The sequence below is a fragment of the Arthrobacter sp. YD4 genome (assembly GCF_030410515.1).
Taxonomy (GTDB): Bacteria; Actinomycetota; Actinomycetes; order Actinomycetales; family Micrococcaceae; genus Arthrobacter.
Genome location: NZ_JAUHHD010000001.1, coordinates 906328 through 923299, shown reverse-complemented (window position 1 = coordinate 923299; position 16972 = coordinate 906328). Strand labels below are relative to the sequence as shown.

At 69.8% G+C, this 16972-nt stretch carries 12 protein-coding genes and 2 rRNA genes; 6 read left to right on the top strand and 8 right to left on the bottom strand.

Annotated features, from left to right (window positions below; translation table 11 throughout):
- From QWJ39_RS04325 to QWJ39_RS04305, 5 genes are all read left to right on the top strand, one after another.
- A 23S ribosomal RNA gene (locus tag QWJ39_RS04325) occupies positions 1–235 on the top strand; the annotation flags it as partial.
- 245 nt (positions 236–480) lie between these two features.
- Positions 481–597: ribosomal RNA gene (gene rrf / locus QWJ39_RS04320) — 5S ribosomal RNA — on the top strand.
- 616 nt (positions 598–1213) lie between these two features.
- On the top strand, positions 1214–1501 hold the full coding sequence (locus tag QWJ39_RS04315) for an HU family DNA-binding protein (RefSeq protein ID WP_056341443.1): 288 nt from the start codon (positions 1214–1216) through the stop codon (positions 1499–1501).
- A gap of 210 nt (positions 1502–1711) precedes the next feature.
- A complete protein-coding gene (locus tag QWJ39_RS04310; RefSeq protein ID WP_290256496.1) occupies positions 1712–3766 on the top strand; it encodes a cytochrome c oxidase assembly protein in 2055 nt (684 codons plus the stop codon).
- Positions 3766–5727 carry an NHL domain-containing thioredoxin family protein gene (locus QWJ39_RS04305; RefSeq protein ID WP_290256454.1) on the top strand — a complete coding sequence of 654 codons (1962 nt, stop codon included), beginning with the start codon at positions 3766–3768 and terminating at the stop codon, positions 5725–5727. The genes QWJ39_RS04310 and QWJ39_RS04305 overlap by 1 nt, the downstream gene beginning before the upstream one ends.
- Before the next feature lie 78 nt (positions 5728–5805).
- Here QWJ39_RS04305 and QWJ39_RS04300 read toward each other — a convergent pair whose 3' ends face one another.
- The 4 genes from QWJ39_RS04300 to QWJ39_RS04285 all read right to left on the bottom strand — a co-directional run bounded on the left by QWJ39_RS04300 (position 5806) and on the right by QWJ39_RS04285 (position 10320).
- A complete protein-coding gene (locus QWJ39_RS04300; RefSeq protein ID WP_290256495.1) occupies positions 5806–6798 on the bottom strand; it encodes a hypothetical protein in 993 nt (330 codons plus the stop codon).
- Positions 6799–6938: 140 nt separating this feature from the next.
- Entirely contained in the window at positions 6939–8633 is a 1695-nt protein-coding gene (locus QWJ39_RS04295; RefSeq protein ID WP_290256453.1) for a helicase HerA-like domain-containing protein, read from the bottom strand.
- Between the two features lie 49 nt (positions 8634–8682).
- Positions 8683–9390 (bottom strand): type 1 glutamine amidotransferase domain-containing protein, encoded by a 708-nt coding sequence (locus QWJ39_RS04290; protein ID WP_290256452.1) that lies wholly within the window; start codon positions 9388–9390, stop codon positions 8683–8685.
- Between the two features lie 60 nt (positions 9391–9450).
- Positions 9451–10320 carry an aldo/keto reductase gene (locus QWJ39_RS04285; RefSeq protein WP_290256451.1) on the bottom strand — a complete coding sequence of 290 codons (870 nt, stop codon included), beginning with the start codon at positions 10318–10320 and terminating at the stop codon, positions 9451–9453.
- 180 nt (positions 10321–10500) lie between these two features.
- Between QWJ39_RS04285 and QWJ39_RS04280 the strand changes: the two genes are divergently transcribed.
- On the top strand, positions 10501–11490 hold the full coding sequence (locus QWJ39_RS04280; protein WP_290256450.1) for an LLM class flavin-dependent oxidoreductase: 990 nt from the start codon (positions 10501–10503) through the stop codon (positions 11488–11490).
- A gap of 2 nt (positions 11491–11492) precedes the next feature.
- Here QWJ39_RS04280 and galK read toward each other — a convergent pair whose 3' ends face one another.
- From galK to QWJ39_RS04260, 4 genes are all read right to left on the bottom strand, one after another.
- Complete coding sequence (gene galK / locus QWJ39_RS04275; RefSeq protein WP_290256449.1) at positions 11493–12680, bottom strand: galactokinase; 1188 nt, start codon at positions 12678–12680, stop codon at positions 11493–11495.
- A gap of 18 nt (positions 12681–12698) precedes the next feature.
- Complete coding sequence (galT, locus tag QWJ39_RS04270; protein ID WP_290256448.1) at positions 12699–13829, bottom strand: galactose-1-phosphate uridylyltransferase; 1131 nt, start codon at positions 13827–13829, stop codon at positions 12699–12701.
- 1 nt (position 13830) lies between these two features.
- Positions 13831–16077, bottom strand: coding sequence for an alpha-galactosidase (locus tag QWJ39_RS04265; RefSeq protein WP_290256494.1), 2247 nt, complete (start codon positions 16075–16077; stop codon positions 13831–13833).
- Between the two features lie 78 nt (positions 16078–16155).
- A complete protein-coding gene (locus QWJ39_RS04260) occupies positions 16156–16950 on the bottom strand; it encodes a DeoR/GlpR family DNA-binding transcription regulator (RefSeq protein ID WP_290256447.1) in 795 nt (264 codons plus the stop codon).
- Positions 16951–16972 lie beyond the last annotated feature (22 nt).

The following is a 16972-nucleotide window of genomic DNA, read 5'->3' as shown; positions in this document are numbered from 1 at the left end:
GGACGAACCTCTGGTGTGTCAGTTGTACTGCCAAGTGCACCGCTGATTAGCTACGTTCGGATGGGATAACCGCTGAAAGCATCTAAGCGGGAAGCTCGCTTCAAGATGAGATTTCCATACACCTTGCGTGTGAGAGGCCCCCAGCCAGACCACTGGGTTGATAGGCCGGATGTGGAAGCGAGGACTAAAGACTCGTGAAGCTGACCGGTACTAATAGGCCGATAACTTACACCACACACCACCCCCGCCAGCATCGACTGGACCACAGCGGGGTGGGTATGAAGAACAAGACTGCTTGCGTCCACTATGTGGTTCCCAACCAACAAACCCACCACCGGGTTGTGTTGCACGGAACCGAACCATAATTGAATACAACACCACCACCTGCCCCAGGGCAGGAGTTGTAACCACAGACTTCCCACCCCAGGAAAAAGCCACCCCACACAGGGGCGGCACGACCAGGGGAGCGGGTAACAGGGTTACGGCGGTCATAGCGTGGGGGAAACGCCCGGTCCCATTCCGAACCCGGAAGCTAAGACCCACAGCGCCGATGGTACTGCACCCGGGAGGGTGTGGGAGAGTAGGTCACCGCCGGAACATCATTTAGGTCGAGAGCCTCCAACCACCAGGTTGGAGGCTCTCCCACTTTAACCACCACCACGGCTGCCTAACCTGCCAGCCAGGATCGGCCGCCCACTCACAACCGGACCCCTCCCGGGAATCCCTTCCGTACATTCGGGTGCTCCCCGGAACTCCCTCCCTCACACCCAGCGGGTATCCGCAGACCAACCACCCAGGCAGCGCCCCAGTATCGCCCTGACCTGGGGGAGCGTCCGGTGGAAACCGGCGGCAGCTGAGGGAGCGCCTGGGGAAAGTGGGCAGTATGTGAGGGAGCGTCTCGGGAAACCGGGGTTGGTCGGCGGGCCGATGACGGCACCGGTGCGCCCTTCCCGCACGCCGTCCCTGCCGGTTCCTCAGTCCTCCAGGGAACCGACTATTGATGCGCCGGTTGGGAGTGATGATGCTGATGCGTCCGCTGAGGGCTGAAATGGGCCGTCTAAACCCCTCCGAAGTCGTGATTTTGACCAAAAAAGCGCGAAAACACGCGGAATTTTGTCTCCTCGCGGGCGCCTAGCTGGTAAGTTTTCGAAGAGTGGCTTGCTCGCGCACTGCGGGCAGGCTTCAGAAATTAGATCAGTCCAGGAGGACATACATGGCTAAGAACCGTAGTGAACTTGTTTCAGAGGTAGCTGGCAAGGCCGGCACCAGCCAGGCAGCCGTCAACTCCGTGCTCGATGCACTGTTCGAGGTTTTCGAGACCTCTGTCGCCGCGGGCGAAAAGATCACCATCCCGGGCTGGCTCGCCGTCGAGCGCACCGACCGCGCTGCCCGCACCGGCCGCAACCCGCAGACCGGCGAGACCATTCAGATCGCCGCCGGCCACAGCGTCAAGCTGACCGCAGGCTCCAAGCTGAAGGCCGCCGTCGCCAAGAAGAAGTAGTCTTCTTCCACGCTTGAAGGAGCGGCAACCCCTCACGGGTTGCCGCTCCTTTGCGTTTAAACCTCGCGCCAGCGGCCGCGGGCCCGTGACGCCGGATTCGGCCCGGCGGCGGCAGTAGCGGACAATGGAACTGTGCCTTTTGCTACGAGAACCCAGAGCCCGGCAGCGTCCTCCCGGCAGGGCGGACCGGCTGGCTCCGGCGCCCCCGGCATCACGCAGCCGTGGCTGTGGGCCGGGCTGGCGGCACTCTTCGCCGCACTGATCACCGGGCTTCTGTTCTCGGGCGCGGCGGGTGCCCGCGCGGTCTCCGACCCCGGTGCCCTGGTCCGCTGGGGCCTGCCGGTCACCAAGGCGCTGCACAACATCTCCATCGCCACCGTCATCGGCGGCCTCATCTTCGCCGTCGGCATCCTGCCGCGGAACTCCACCCGCAAGGCCTCCCGGGACAAAAACGCCCCGGAACACCCGGCCTTCACCCGGGCGCTGTCCGTCACGGCGATCGCCGGCGTCGTCTGGACGCTGTCTGCCGTCGCGGTCTTGGTTCTCAGCTACGCCGACATCGCCGGCCAGACCCTCGCTGGCGACCCGCAGTTCACCAAGTCGCTTGTCTACTACATGACGGACATCGACACCGGCCGGGCCTGGCTCGCCGTCGTCATCATCGCCGCCGTCGTGACCACCGCCCTCTTCGGCATCCGCTCCCGGGGCGCGCTGGCCATCACGCTGGTGATCGCCGCGGGCGGCCTGATCCCGCAGGCGCTGATCGGCCACTCCGCCAGCTCGAACGACCACGAGGGCGCGATCAACTCCCTGGCCCTGCACCTGGCCGGCGTGTCCGCCTGGGTGGGCGGCATCGTCATGCTCGCCCTCCTCTCCCAAATTCTCACCAGCTCCGGCGGCAAGGCCGACATCACCGAGCCCACCCTGCGGAGGTTCTCCGCACTGGCCGGATTCGCCTTCGCCCTGGTCTTCGGCTCCGGCATCATCAACGCCAGCATCCGGGTCTCCAGCTGGGCCGACCTCTTCGGCTCTCCCTACGGGCAGCTGATCATGGCCAAGGCCGCCGCCACCCTGATCCTCGGCGGCGTGGGCTTCATGCACCGGCAGTGGGTGATCCCACAGCTGGGCGCGACGGGCCACGGCAAGACGGCCCGCCGGGTGCTCTGGCAGCTGATCGCCGTAGAACTTCTCATCATGGGCGCCACCTCCGGCCTGGCGGTGGCCCTCGGCCGCTCCGCGCCGCCGCAGCCCACCACGTTCGCCCCCGACGCCTCCCCGGCGTTCATCCTCTCAGGCTACGAGCTGCCGCCCGAGCTGACCCCGGAGCGCTGGCTCACCGAATGGCGCTTCGACTGGCTCTGGGTGGCCGTGGCCGCCGCCGGCCTGGTCTCCTACCTGCTGGGCGTCCGGAAGGTCACCAAGCGGGGAGACTCATGGTCCTGGTTCCGGACGGCGAACTGGATCATCGGCCTGATCGTCCTGACCTACATCACCTCCGGGCCGCCGTCGGTCTACGGCCGGGTGCTGTTCTCCGCGCACATGGTGGACCACATGGCCCTGACCATGGTGGCGCCCATCTTCCTGGTCCTCGGCGCCCCGGTGACCCTCGCGCTGCGCGCCCTCACCGCGCGTCGGGACAGCTCGCGCGGCCCGCGGGAATGGCTGCTGATCTTTGTGCACTCGAAGTTCTCCCAGCTGGTCACGCACCCGCTCTTCGCCGCCGCGAACTTCGCCGGGTCCATCATCCTGTTCTACTTCTCGGATGCGTTCGGCTACGCCATGCGCGACCATGTGGGCCACGAGCTGATGAACCTGCACTTCCTCCTGACCGGCTACATCTTCGTGCTCACCATGATTGGCATTGATCCGCTGCCGCGGCGGGCCGCGTACCCGATGCGCTTGGTGCTGCTGCTGGCCACGATGGGCTTCCACGCCTTCTTCGGCGTCTCCATCATGGGCGGCACCGGGTTGCTCGCCGCGGACTACTTCGGCAACCTCGGCAGGGCCTGGGGACAGTCGGCGCTGCTGGACCAGCAGACCGGCGGGGCCGTGGCCTGGGGCATCGGCGAGGTACCCACACTGCTGGTGGCGATCGGCGTCGCCGTCCAGTGGTCCCGCTCCGACGCACGCGAGTCCAAGCGCACCGACCGCGCGGCGGACAGGAATAACGACGCCGATCTCACCGCTTACAACGATATGTTTGCCAAGCTCGCCGAACGCGACGCGAAGCTGGCCGACCGCAACTCCAAGCTGGAAGGACGCTGATGAGCGAAACAGTACGCACCCACCACCGGGTCCGGGCCTCCGAACTCGTGGGACGCGGCTGGTTGAACACCGGCGGCAAGTCCCTGGACCTCGAATCCCTGCGCGGCAAGATCGTGCTGCTGGATTTCTGGACCTTCTGCTGCATCAACTGCCTGCACGTCCTGGACGAGCTGCGCCCCCTCGAGCAGGAGTACTCGGACGTCCTGGTGACCGTGGGCGTGCACTCGCCCAAGTTCGAGCACGAGGCGGACCCGGTTGCCCTCGCCGCCGCCGTCGAACGCTACGAGATCCGCCACCCGGTCCTGGACGACCCGGAGCTGGAGACCTGGAAGGCGTACACCGCCCGTGCCTGGCCCACCCTGGTGGTGGTCGACCCCGAGGGCTACATCGTGGCGCACCTCTCCGGTGAGGGGCACGCCGACGGCCTGGCCGTGCTGATCCCCGAACTCATCGCCGAACACGAGGCCAAGGGCACCCTGCACCGCGGCGACGGCCCGTACGTGGCGCCGGAACCGACGTCGGGCACCCTCCGCTTCCCCGGCAAGGCCCTCTACCTGCCCGCCGGCCGCGGCTCCGAGGCAGCCGGCGACGCCGGGTCCTGGCTGGTCACCGACACCGGCCACCACCGCCTGGTGGAACTCTCCACTGACTTCGAGACGGTGCTGGGCACGTACGGCTCGGGCGAGAAGGGGTACGCCGACGGCGCCCCCGCCGACGCCCGCTTCAACGAACCCCAGGGCCTGGTGCTGCTGCCCCAGGACGTGGCCGACCAGGCCGGCTACGACGTCGTGATCGCCGACTCGGTCAACCACCGGCTCCGCGGGCTCTCGCTCCGCACCGGAGAGGCCACCACCCTGGCCGGCAACGGCATCCAGCGGCTCCTCGAGACCGGGCCCGCCCGGGTGGACGAGGAAGGTGCCGCCTACGGTGCCCCGCTGGAAGCCGACCCGCTGAAGGTGGCGCTCAGCTCGCCGTGGGATGTCGTCTGGTCCGCCAAGCTCAACGCCGTGGTCGTGGCCATGGCCGGGGTGCACCAGATCTTCGGCTTCGACCCAGCGACCGGGGCCGTCACCATCGTCGCCGGCAACGGCCTCGAGGGGCTCCTTGACGGCCCGGCCGCCGAGGCCTGGTTCGCCCAGTCCTCCGGCCTCGCCGAGGACGCCGACGGCAACATCTGGGTGGCCGACTCCGAGACCTCCGCGCTCCGGAAGCTGGTGATCGGCGAGGACCGCAGCGTCACCGTCGAGTCCGCCGTGGGCAAGGGCCTGTTCGACTTCGGTTTCCGGGACGGACCGGCCGCCGAGGCGCGGCTGCAGCACCCGCTGGGCGTGACCGTGCTTCCCGACGGCTCCGTGGCGATCGCCGATACCTACAACGGCGCGGTCCGCCGCTACGACCCCGCCACCGGTACCGTGTCCACCTTGGCCCGCGGCCTGTCCGAGCCCTCCGACGTGATTGTGGACCACACCCACGTGGCCGGCGAGGAGCCGCTGCTGGTGGTGGTCGAGGCCAACAAGCACCAGCTGGTGTACGTGCCGATCCCCAAGGAAGCCCAGCAGGTGGACGAGGGTGCCGCCCAGACGCAGCGGCCCAAGAGCCCGGTGGCGCCCGGACTGCTGTCCCTGACGGTCCGCTTCACCGCCCCGACCGGGCAGAAGCTGGACGACCGCTGGGGCGACCCGACGCAGCTGAAGATCTCCTCCACCCCGCCGGAGCTGCTGGTGGCCGGTGGCGGGACCTCCGTGGGGCTGCTCCGCACCCTGGAGCTGGCTTCCGACGTTCCCGAGGGCGTCCTGCACATCACGGCCCGCGCGGCCGCCTGTGACGGCCCCGAGGACGCCGACGGCGAGATCCCGGACCACGCGGCCTGCCACCTGTACCAGCAGGACTGGGGCATCCCGGTGAGCCTGCAGCCCGACGGTGACACCGAGCTGTTGCTGGACCTGCGCGGAATGGACTAAGGGCGACCGGGCCGGTCCGGGTCTGACCCGGACCGGCCCTTTTATGCCTCCGCGCGCTGCTGGCAGGCGGTACAAAAACTAACCGGTCAGCTGCGGGGTGAGCTTCACCGAGTCCCCGTCGACGTCCAGGCGGGCCGTGAAGCTGAAGTCGTGGACGGCGTTCAGTTCGGTGACGGCGCCCGTGAACAGGTCTACCTGGCGGGCCTTGATCCGGGCCTTGCCATCCAGCGGAGCCACCACCCAGCGGCCGCCGAAGGGTTCGATGCTGACCACCGGGTAGTCGGTGATGCTCCAGTCGATGGTGCCGTCCACCACCCGGTTGTTGGTGGCGTGGTAGAACGGGCAGTCCGGCTGGAGCTGCTGCTTCTTGTCCGCTTGGTCCGCGCAGGTGTCCAGGAATTCCTTGACCTTGGCCGCGACGGCGCTCTTGAGCCCGTCGGTGGCGCGGGTCAGCAGGTTCAGCGGCGCCGCCGGGGCGTCCTTGCCGGTCAGCGTGGTCCGGGACGGGGGCGCCGCGAAGTACTGGCTGTTCAGGGACGCCTCGTACTGGCCGGGGTAGAACACGGCGAAGCTGTTGCGGCCGTTGGGCATGTTGACCGGAACCCCGTTGAGCGCGGCGTGGTTGGAGTTGACCACGGTGACGTCCAGGACCGGAAGCGTGGTGGGTACGAAGGACCAGTCCCGGAAGAACAGCCACTGCGGGTCCGAGCCCTGGAGCAGGAACTCCGTGCGCTGGCGGCTGCCGTCGATGCTGTAATCGATCGGCACCATCACCCGGTTACCGCCCCGGTCCTCCGCACGGCCCACCGAGACGTCGGAGAGGCGCGCCGCGGCCGCCTTCAACCCGGCGCCGTCCAGCATGGCGGCGTTGCTCTTGGGGACGGACGCGTGCAGTAGGCCCAAGGCTTTGGCGCCCTCACCCTGGCGCAACGCGTCCAGATATTCGCGAACCGGCTGCTGCGGGCTGGCCAGGGAATTATTAACGACGTTGATGGCGACGACGGCGCCTGCCACTGCCAGCATCAGGCCCAGCAGCCACAGGGCTGCGGTTTTGACGACGGCCTGACTCATCTGCACGATTCTTACGTTACCTGCCGCCCCGCCAAATCCCGGTGTCACGACGTCCGCGCATGACGGCCGGACACCCCCAACTAGACCCCAGAGAAGCTGCAGTCGGGCCACGGCGAAGCCACCGCCAGACCCCTTGGGCGTCAGCGGCGCCGGCTCCGGGAGGACGTGCCGAAGACGCCGCGCAGCAGTTCGCGGCCCAACTGGGTGCCCAGGGACCTTGCCATGCTCTTCAGCCCGCCGCCGAGAGCGCCGCCCAGGGCGCCGGCCAGGTCACCGGCCATGCCGCCGCCCTGTTGCGGGGCGGGCGTGGCCTGCGGGGCGCGCCGGGGTTCGGGAGCGGGGGCCGGGCGGCTGCTCGGGCGGCCGAGGATTTCCTCCTCGATCCGCCGCGCGTCGGCGTCGACGTCGGTGGGCGTGCCAGCCGGCGCCGCCCCGGTCTCCGGCGCGGAGCCCGGTCCGGCGGCCTGGCCGGTGGGCGCGGCCGCCTTGCCGGAGAGCTTCTCGTAGGCCGAAACGTTGTCCACGGCGGTGCCATATGCGGCCAGCAACGATGAGGCCGCCACGGTGCTGGCCACCAGGGCGGGCTCGCTGGGACCCATCACGGACTCCGGGGCGCGCAGCCGGGTCAGCGCCACCGGGGTGGGTGCGCCCTTCTCGTTCATGACGGTGATGACGGCCTCGCCGATGCCCGCTGTCGTCAGAGTCTCCTCCAGGTCGTAGTCGCTGACCGGAAAGGTCGAGACGGTGGCCTTGAGGGCCTTCGCGTCCTCCGGGGTGAAGGCCCGCAGCGCGTGCTGCACCCGGTTGGCCAGCTGGCCCAGGACGTCGGCGGGGACATCCTTCGGGGTCTGGGTGACGAAGAAGATGCCGACGCCCTTGGAGCGGATCAGCCGCACGGTGGTGGTGATGGCGTCGAGGAAGGCCTTGGAGGCGCCGTTGAAGAGCAGGTGCGCCTCGTCGAGAAAGAAGACCAGCTTCGGCTTGTCCAGGTCCCCGGCCTCGGGCAGGTCCTCGAACAGGTCCGCCAGCAGCCACATCAGGAAGGTGGAGAACAGCATCGGCTTGGTCTGCAGGGTGGGGAGCTCCAGGCAGGAGACCACGCCGCGGCCGTCGGGGGCGGTGCGGAGCAGTTCGGCGGTGTTGAACTCGGGCTCGCCGAAGAATTTCTCCATGCCCTGGGCCTCGAGGGTGATCAGTTCGCGGAGGATGACGCCGGCCGTGGCCTTGGAGAGCCCGCCGAGGTCCTGGAGGGCTTCCTTGCCCTCGTCAGAGGTCAGGAACTGGATGACCGCGCGGAGGTCCTTGAGGTCGATGAGTTCGAGGTTGTTCTTGTCCGCGAAGTGGAACACCAGCTGCAGGCTGGATTCCTGGGTCTCGTTCAGATCCATGATCCGGGAGAGCAGGATCGGGCCGAAGGAGGTGACCGTGGCGCGGACCGGCACGCCGGCGCCGTCGCCGCCGAGGGCGAGGAATTCCACCGGGAAGGTCTTACCGGACCAGGGCTGGCCGATGCTGTCGGTGCGGGCCTTGAGTTTCTCGGAGCCGGTGGCCGCGGTGGCGAGGCCGGAGAGGTCGCCCTTGATGTCCGCGAGGAACACCGGTACCCCCGCGGTGGAGAGCTGTTCGGCCATCATGTGCAGTGTCACGGTCTTGCCGGTGCCGGTGGCTCCGGCCACCAGGCCGTGCCGGTTCATCATGGCCAGCGGCAGGCGGACCGGTGCTTCCTTGTGCAGCTCGCCGTCGACGATCGCTGCTCCCAGCTCAATCGTGGGACCCTCCAGGGTGTATCCCTTTTGGAGTGCGGCTACTTTATCTGCGGTGGATTTGATCGCCATGCGGCTAGCTTAGCCGGGTCCGGTTGCCCGGACCCGGCGTCGGCCGGAATTACTTTGCGTCGGTGAGCGCCTTGATGACTTCATGGGCCACGTCCGCGCTGGACTGCGGGTTCTGGCCGCTGATCAGGTTGCCGTCCCGGATCACGTGGGAGGTCCAGGCTCCGCCGTTGTCCACGACGGCGCCCTTGTTCTTGAGCTCGTCCTCGACGAACCACGGGGTGTTCTCGCCGGTGCCGCCGCCGAGTTCCTCCTCGTTGGTGAAGACCGTGACGCGGCGGCCGGCGAAGGCGAAGGTGCCGTCGCCGTCGACCGCGCTGAGCAGGCCGGCGGGGCCGTGGCAGAACGGGGCGATGATCTTGCCGTCGTTGTTGGCCTGGGTCAGGAGCTTGCCGAGGGCGGCGTCCTGGTACAGGTCGGCCATCGGGCCGTGGCCGCCGGGCATGACCACGGCGTCGTAGCCGGAGAGGTCGACGTCGGCGAGCACCAGCGGGGAGGAGAGCTCGCCGTCGATCTTGTCCAGGTAGGAGCGGAAGCCGTCCGCGCGCTCCTGGCCGCCGGCCTGGTCCGCCTGCAGGCTGACCTGGTCCACGGTGGGCTTGGCGCCGCCGGGGGTGGCGATGTGGACGGTGTGGCCGGCCTTGATCAGCTCCTGGTGGGAGACGACGAGCTCCTCGGCCCAGAAACCGGTGGGGTGCTGGCTGCCGTCACGCATGGTGAGGGAATCGGCGGCGGATACGACCATCAGGATGTTGGCCATGGTGTGCTCCTGTTCTGCCGGGCGGACCCGGCGGTGGGGTTATGAGGGGGAGGGTGGTCTCTAGCGGGCGTCGTTGAGCTCGGCGAAGGTGGCGTCATCGAGGACGACTCCGGCGGCCGCGAGGTTTTCCTCGAGGTGCTTGACGGAACCGGTGCCGGGGATGGGCATCATCACGGGGGAGCGGCGCAGCAGCCAGGCCAGGGCCACCTGCGAGGTGGTGGCGCCGAGGCGCTTGGCGGCCTCGTCCAGCGGTCCGCCCGGCCGGGCGAGTTCGCCGGCGGAGATGGGGGCCCAGGGAATGAAGCCGATGCCCTTCTCCCCGGCGTAGTCGAGGACATCCTCGGAGCTGCGGTCGGTCAGGTTGTAACGGTTCTGCACGGTGGAAACGGTGAAGTGCTTGCCGGCCTGTTCCAGCTCGGCCACGCTGACCTGCGACAGGCCCAGGGCCTTGACCTTGCCCTCGTCAAGCAACTCGCGGAGCACGCCGAACTGCTCCTCGGCGTCGACCTTGGGGTCGATCCGGTGCAGCTGCAGCAGGTCCAGGGCGTCGACCTTGAGCTTGCGCAGGCTCAGTTCGGTCTGCTGGCGCAGGTACTCCGGACGGCCGACGGGGATCCACTGATCCGGCCCGGTGCGCGTGAAGCCCACCTTGGTGGCGATCTTCAGGCCCGCCGGGTACGGGTGCAGCGCCTCGGCCAGGATTTCCTCGCTGATGTTGGGGCCGTAGGAGTCGGCGGTGTCGATGAAGTCGACGCCGAGCTCGACGGCGCGGCGGACGACGGCGACGGCGGCGGCACGGTCGGCCGGCTCGCCCCACACGCCGTCGCCGACGATGCGCATGGCACCGAAGCCGAGCCGGTGGACGGTTCCGACGCCCGGCAGGTCGATCGTGGCGGATACTTCCTGGTGCTCTGTTGTCTCGTGGCTCATGGCAAGGCCAACACAGTAAGGGTGCTGAGTATTCCGCCGGTGTGGCGGCCGCAACGGAGATTGGCAGAAATAAGACGGGCACCGCCGTCGTTGCCACCTGTAGGCGCCCGGCCGCAGGATGGCCCGGCATTCCTCACACCGCACTTCCCACACTTTCCGCTACGAAAGGCCGGCTTTTCCGTGACTGTTCCGCTTTCCATCCTTGACCTCGCAATCATCGGCAAGGGCCAGACGGCGGCAGAAAGCTTCGCCGGCAGCGTTGCCGTGGCGCAGCGGGCCGAGGAGCTGGGCTACCGCCGCATCTGGTACGCCGAGCACCACAACATGTCCACGATCGCCTCCTCCGCGACCAGCGTCCTGATCGCCCATGTCGCGTCGCAGACCAAGAGCATCCGGCTTGGCGCCGGCGGCGTCATGCTGCCCAACCACTCTCCGCTGACCATCGCCGAGCAGTTCGGCACCCTGGAAACGCTGCACCCGGGCCGGATCGACCTGGGCCTGGGCCGTGCCCCCGGCAGCGACCAGAACACCATGCGGGCGCTGCGCCGCGACCCGATGAGCGCCGACAGCTTCCCGCAGGACGTGCTGGAGCTGCAGGGCTACCTCACCGGCAACAGCCGGATCCAGGGCGTGGAGGCCATCCCGGGCAAGGGCACCAACGTGCCGCTGTACATCCTGGGCTCGTCCCTCTTCGGCGCCCGCCTGGCCGCGCAGCTGGGCCTGCCCTACGCGTTCGCTTCGCACTTCGCGCCGAACGCGCTGCAGGACGCCGTCGCGATCTACCGCCGCGAGTTCCGGCCCTCTGAGCAGCTCGACGCACCGCACGTGATCGCCGCCGTGAACGTGATTGCCGCGGACTCCGCCTCCGACGCGCAGGAGATGTTCCAGGCCACCAAGCGCGCCCGGGTGTCCCTGTTCTTCGGCAACGGCCGGGTCTTCAGCGACGATGAGGCGGACATGATCCTGGACTCCCCGCAGGGCCAGCACATGGCACAGATGATGAAGTACTCCGCCGTCGGTACCTCCGACGCCGTCATGGAGTACCTGGACGGCTTCACGAAGCACGCCGACGCCGACGAGCTGATCGTGGCGCACCAGAGCCCCCGGGTCGAGGACCGGCTGCGGTCCGTGGAACTGCTCGCCGAGGTCGCCGGGCTGGCCCGGGTCTAGCCCTAGGCCTCCTCGAACGCCGGCTCGCGCCGGGCGCCCTCGGCCGCGGTGACCGGGAAGATGTGCGGGGCGGTGAAGCCCGCCTTGTCGAAGGCCTCGAGCACCCCGCGGGCGACGGTCTCGGCGTCGGCGTCCCGGACCAGGGCGATGGCCGCCCCGCCGAACCCGCCGCCGGTCATCCGCGCGCCGATCGCACCGAGGGACTGGGCGGTGGAGACCGCGAGGTCCAGTTCCGGGGTGGAGATCTCGAAGTCGTCCCGCATGGAGACGTGCGAGGCGTTCAGGAACGGGCCGATGGCGGCGGCGCCGTGGCTGCGCAGGGTGGCCACCGTGTCCAGGACCCGCTGGTTCTCGGTGATGATGTGCCGGACCCGGCGGAACGTCACCGGCTCCAGGGTGGCCTCGGCGCGGGGCAGGTCTCCCGGACCCAGGCCGCGCAGGCTGCGTACGCCCATCGCCTCCGCGCCCTCCTCGCAGGAGCGGCGGCGGCTGGCGTAGCCGCCGTCGGAGTGTGAGTGGCTGGTGCGGGTGTCGATGACCAGCAGGCCCACGCCGGCGGACTCGAACCCGAGCGGGACGATCTCGGTCACCATGCTCTGGCAGTCCAGCAGGATGCCGTGGTCCGGTTCGCCCAGCAGCGAGGCGGACTGGTCCATGATGCCGGTGGGTGCACCGACCACGCGGTTCTCCGCGAGCTGGCCGATCCGGGCGAGCTCCTGCCGGTCCAGGCCCGCGTCCCAGAGCTCGTCCAGGGCCAGTGCCACGGAACATTCGACCGCGGCGGAGGAGGAGAGGCCGGCGCCGGCGGGAACGTCGGAGGTGAGCGCAAGGTCCACGCCGGGCAGCTGCGAAACGTCGCGGCCCGCGCTCCTCAGCGCCTCCGCCATGGCCCAGGCGACGCCAAGGGGGTAGCCGGACCAGCCCTGCAGCGCGTCCGGGTCCAGGCCGTCGAGTCCGACGTCGACGACGCCGGGGAAGGAGTCGCTGGCCACCCGCAGCCGCCGGTCCTCCCGGCGGGACGCGGCGACGGCCGCGCGCTTCTCGATCGCGATGGGGAAGGCGAAGCCGTCGTTGTAGTCGGTGTGCTCGCCGATGAGGTTCACGCGGCCCGGGGCGGACCAGATCCCCTCGGGTTGGTGGCCGAACTGGCCGGCGAAGTAGTCGCGTCCCTGCTGGGAGAGTTCAGTCATGGCGGGTGGTTCTTCCTGCTACGTGGTGGGGATGCCGGTGGCGGCGTCGGCGGTGGCGATGGCTTCGCGCAGCCGGGCCGCGGCGGTTTCCGGGGGGATGTCGGCGATGAAGGCGCCCATGGCGGCTTCCGACCCGGCCAGGTACTTCAGCTTGTTCTTCTCCCGCCGGGGCGAGGTCAGCTGCAGCATGAGCCGGATGTCGTCCCGGTGGGCGTTGACCGGGGCCTGGTGCCACGCCGAAATGTACGGGGTGGGGGTGTCGTACAGGGCGTCGACGCCGCGCAGCAGCCGCCCGTAGAGGCCGGCGAATTCGTCCCGTTCGGCGTCGGTGGTGCCGGCGAGGTCCGGGACGTGCCGGTGCGGCAAAATGTGGACCTCCAAGGGCCAGCGCGCCGCGAACGGCACGAACGCTGTCCAGTGCTCACCCTGCAGCAGCACCCGCTCGGAGTTCCGTTCGAAGGCGAGGATGTCCTCGAAGAGGGACCCCTCGTAGTCCGCCAGGGTGCGGATCAGCTGGGAGGTGCGGGGGGTGATGTACGGGTAGGCGTAGATCTGGCCGTGCGGGTGGTGCAGGGTCACGCCGATCGCCTCGCCGCGGTTCTCGAACGGGAAGACCTGTTCGACGCCGGGCAGCGCGGAGAGCGCGGCGGTGCGGTCCGCCCAGGCCTCCACCACGGTCCGCATCCGGGACCGGGACAGGCCGGCGAGGGATCCGGTGTGTTCGGGGGAGAAGCAGACCACCTCGCAGCGGCCCACCGCCTGCCGGCTGCGGCCCAGGCCGATCCGGGCCAGGTCCTCCAACCCATCGGGGGCGTCCGGGCCGGTGAGGTCCGGGCCGAAGGAGGGGGACTTGTTCTCGAAGACGGCGACGTCGTAGCGGCTGGGGATTTCGGAGGGGTTGTCACGCGACGCCGGGGCCAGCGGGTCCCGGTGGGTGGGCGGCAGGACCACGCGGTTCTGCCGGGCCGCCGCGATGGAGATCCACTCGCCGGTCAGCACGTCCTGGCGCATGGTAGCGGTTTCCGGCCGATCCATGGGTTCGCGCAGGTCCGGGCCGCGGTCCGGCGGCAGCGTGGTGTCCGCGTCGTCGAAGTAGATCAGGTCCCGCCCGTCGGAGAGCTTGTAGGCGCGTTTGGTGATCTGTTCCATGCTAGGAGTTCCTTACCGGGGTGCCGCTGTGGGGTGCGCCGCCGCCGGCCCGGCGGACGGACAGGAGCACGCCGTGCTCCGGGTTCAGGACCGGCATCGGCAGGCCCGATCCGGCCAGGAACCGGCCGGTGGCCTCCACGCCGCCGGCCAGCCAGCCCGGCGGTGCGGTCTGGAGGTAGGCGCCGCGGTCCGTCGCGGCGGGGTAGACCGCCTCGACCCGGTACCGGGTGTCCGGGTCCAGGCCCGGCAGGCAGACCCGGCCGGGGATTTCGGCGAACGAGGTGGCCACGGACACCAGGGCGAACAGGGCCTCCCCGCCGTCGTGCGCCACCACCCCGTGCAGCCGCAGCGCCGGGTCCGGTTCGTCCGCCCGGACCATCCGGCCGCTGTGCAGCAGCCCCCGGTACTCCTTGAACAGGGCGATCGCCCCGGCGAGTTCGTCCCGCTCGGCGGATTCGAGGTGCCGGATGTCCCATTCCAGGCCGAAGTGGCCGAATATCGCGGTGACCGCGCGGAAGGACAGGTCGTGGGTGCGGGCCGTGGTGTGGCTGCGGGTGGGTCCGATGTGGGAGCCCACCAGCTCGGGCGGGACCACCATCCCGGTCCAGCGCTGGATGGTCTGGCGCTCCAGGGCGTCGTTGCAGTCCGATCCCCAGACCCGGTCGGTGCGTTCCAGGATGCCCAGGTCCACGCGGGCGCCGCCGGAGGAGCAGCTTTCGATCTCGACGTCCGGGTGGGCCTCGCGCAGGGCGTCCAGCAGCCGGTAGACCGCGCGGGTCTGGGCGTGGACGGAGGGCCGGCCGTCGTGGCCCATCTCGGTCAGGTCCCGGTTCTGGTCCCACTTGAGGTAACTGATCCGGTTCCCGCTCAGCAGGGCGTCGAGCCGGTCGTAGATGTACTGCCAGGCCTCGGGGTTCACCAGGTCCAGGACCTGCTGGTGCCGCCAGCGCTCGGGCAGCCGGCCGGCCGAAGCGGGCCCAGCGGCGGCACCAGCGGCGCCGCCGGTGACGGGTCCTGCGATCCAGTCGGGGTGCGCGCGGGCCAGGTCAGAGTCCTCGTTGACCATTTCCGGTTCCACCCAGAGACCAAATTCCATGCCGTGGCCGGTGACGGCGTCGATCAGCGGGGTCAGACCGTCCGGCCAGAGGTCCTCGTCCACGTACCAGTCGCCCAGGCCCGCGGTGTCGTTCCGGCGGCCGCGGAACCAGCCGTCGTCGAGGACGTAACGTTCAACGCCGAGCGCGGCGGCGGTGGCGGCGAGGTCCAGCAGGGCCGGCAGCCGGTGGTCGAAGTAGACGGCCTCCCAGACGTTGAGCACCACGGGCCGGGGCTTGACGGCGGTGGGGTGCTGCGGGCGGGCGCGGAACCAGGCGTAGAACGCGGCGGTGATGCCGTCCAGGCCGGCGTCCGAGTAGGCGGCGAACAGCCACGGGGTCTCGTAGCTTTCGCCGGGGGCGAGGGTGACCTCGGAGGATCCGAGGAGTTCGGAGGCGCCGATGACGGTGCGGCCGTCGCCGGTGGTGTCCACGAAGCTCTCGTGGTTGCCGCTCCAGCCCAGGTGCACGGCCCAGACCTGCCCGTGCCGGTAGCCGAAGCCGGGGGTGCCGGCGGCCAGGAGCAGCGAGGCGTCGTGGCCGGTGCGGCCGTGCCGGCCGGACCGGACCCAGGTGCCCTGGTGCAGGGGGAGCCGCTGCGGGTGGGATTCCCGGCACCAGCGGCCAGTGAGGTCCAGGACCTCCGCGGCCGCGCGGCCCACGGGCAGCACCGCGGCAAGTTCCTCCACGGTGTAGGGGGAGCCGCCGTCGTTGACCAGGGTGTGGCGCAGCTGCAGCAGCCCGCCGTCGTTGAGCCGGAGTTCGGTGCGCACGGTGATTCCTGCGTCCGGGTCGGCCTGGGTGAGGACCGCGGAGGCGGCGTCGCCGGGATCCGCCTCCACGGAGACCAGCCGCAGCCGGGGCGAGAACGCGGTGCCCCCGCGGTGGCCGCGCAGGCCGGGCCGGCCGCGCCAGCCGGAGGAGGCCTGCGGGACCAGGCCCAGGGTCACCGGAACATCCAGGGCCGAGTGCGGCACCGGGTCGGTCAGGAGCGACAGGTCCGGCAGCTCCGGGCCGAGGTCCGCGCCGAAGTGCAGCAGGGCGGGCTCGCTGGTACGGAAGTCCAGCAGCAAGGCGGTGCCGGAGCGGCGCAGGTACAGCGGCGCGGGCGCCGCCGGAGTGGCCGGGGTCCGGCTCTCCGGGGCAAGGTTCAGGTCCGGGTTGTTCACTGCAGCTCCAGGCGTCGTCAGGTTCGGGGATTCAGAGGGAGGGTAGGGGATGGGGGGAGCGGCTCAGCCGGTGGCCGCGCCCGCGGTGTGCGTGGGGGCCAGCCGCAACCGGCCCACGCGCTCGCCGAGGATGCGCCGGGCCTCGATGCCCAGGAGGTCGTCGCTGATCAGTTCGTCGGCGTCCTCGAGGGCGGCAATGGTGCTGATGCCAAGCGTGCCCCACTTGGTGTGGTCGGCCAGGACCACCACCCGCCGGGCCGCGGCCACGAAGGCCCGGTCCGTTTCGGCTTCCAGCACATTCGGCGTGGTGAACCCGGCATCCGGGTCCACCCCGTGGACGCCCAGGAAGAGCACGTCCAGGTGCAGCTGCCGGAGCGAGGAAGTGGCCAGCGGCCCCACCAGGGCGTCCGAGGGGGTGCGCTGGCCGCCGGTGAGGATCACCGTGGACGGGGAGGAACTCTGGTGGAACGTGTCCGCGATCCGCACCGAATTGGTCACCAGGGTGATCTGCGGCCCGGCCGTGAGCAGCTGCGCCAGCGCCCAGGTGGTGGTGCCGGCGCTGAGGCCCACCGCCATCCCCTCCCGGACCTGGGCCGCCGCCTCCTGGGCGATGGCCATCTTCTCGTCCTTGAGCTGGGTCATCTTCAGCTCGAAGCCCGGCTCGTGGGTGCTGGCCCCGCCGGGGAGCTTCGCGCCGCCGTGGATCTTCTCCACCGCGCCGGCCGCGTCGAGGGCCTCGATGTCCCGCCGCACCGTCATCAGCGAGACACCCAGCATCTTGGCGAGGTCCGCGACGCGGACGATCCGCTCGCGCTGAACCTCGGCGAGGATGGCTGAGTGACGGGCTGCGGCGAGCATCGGGAGTCCTTCTATGCGTTGT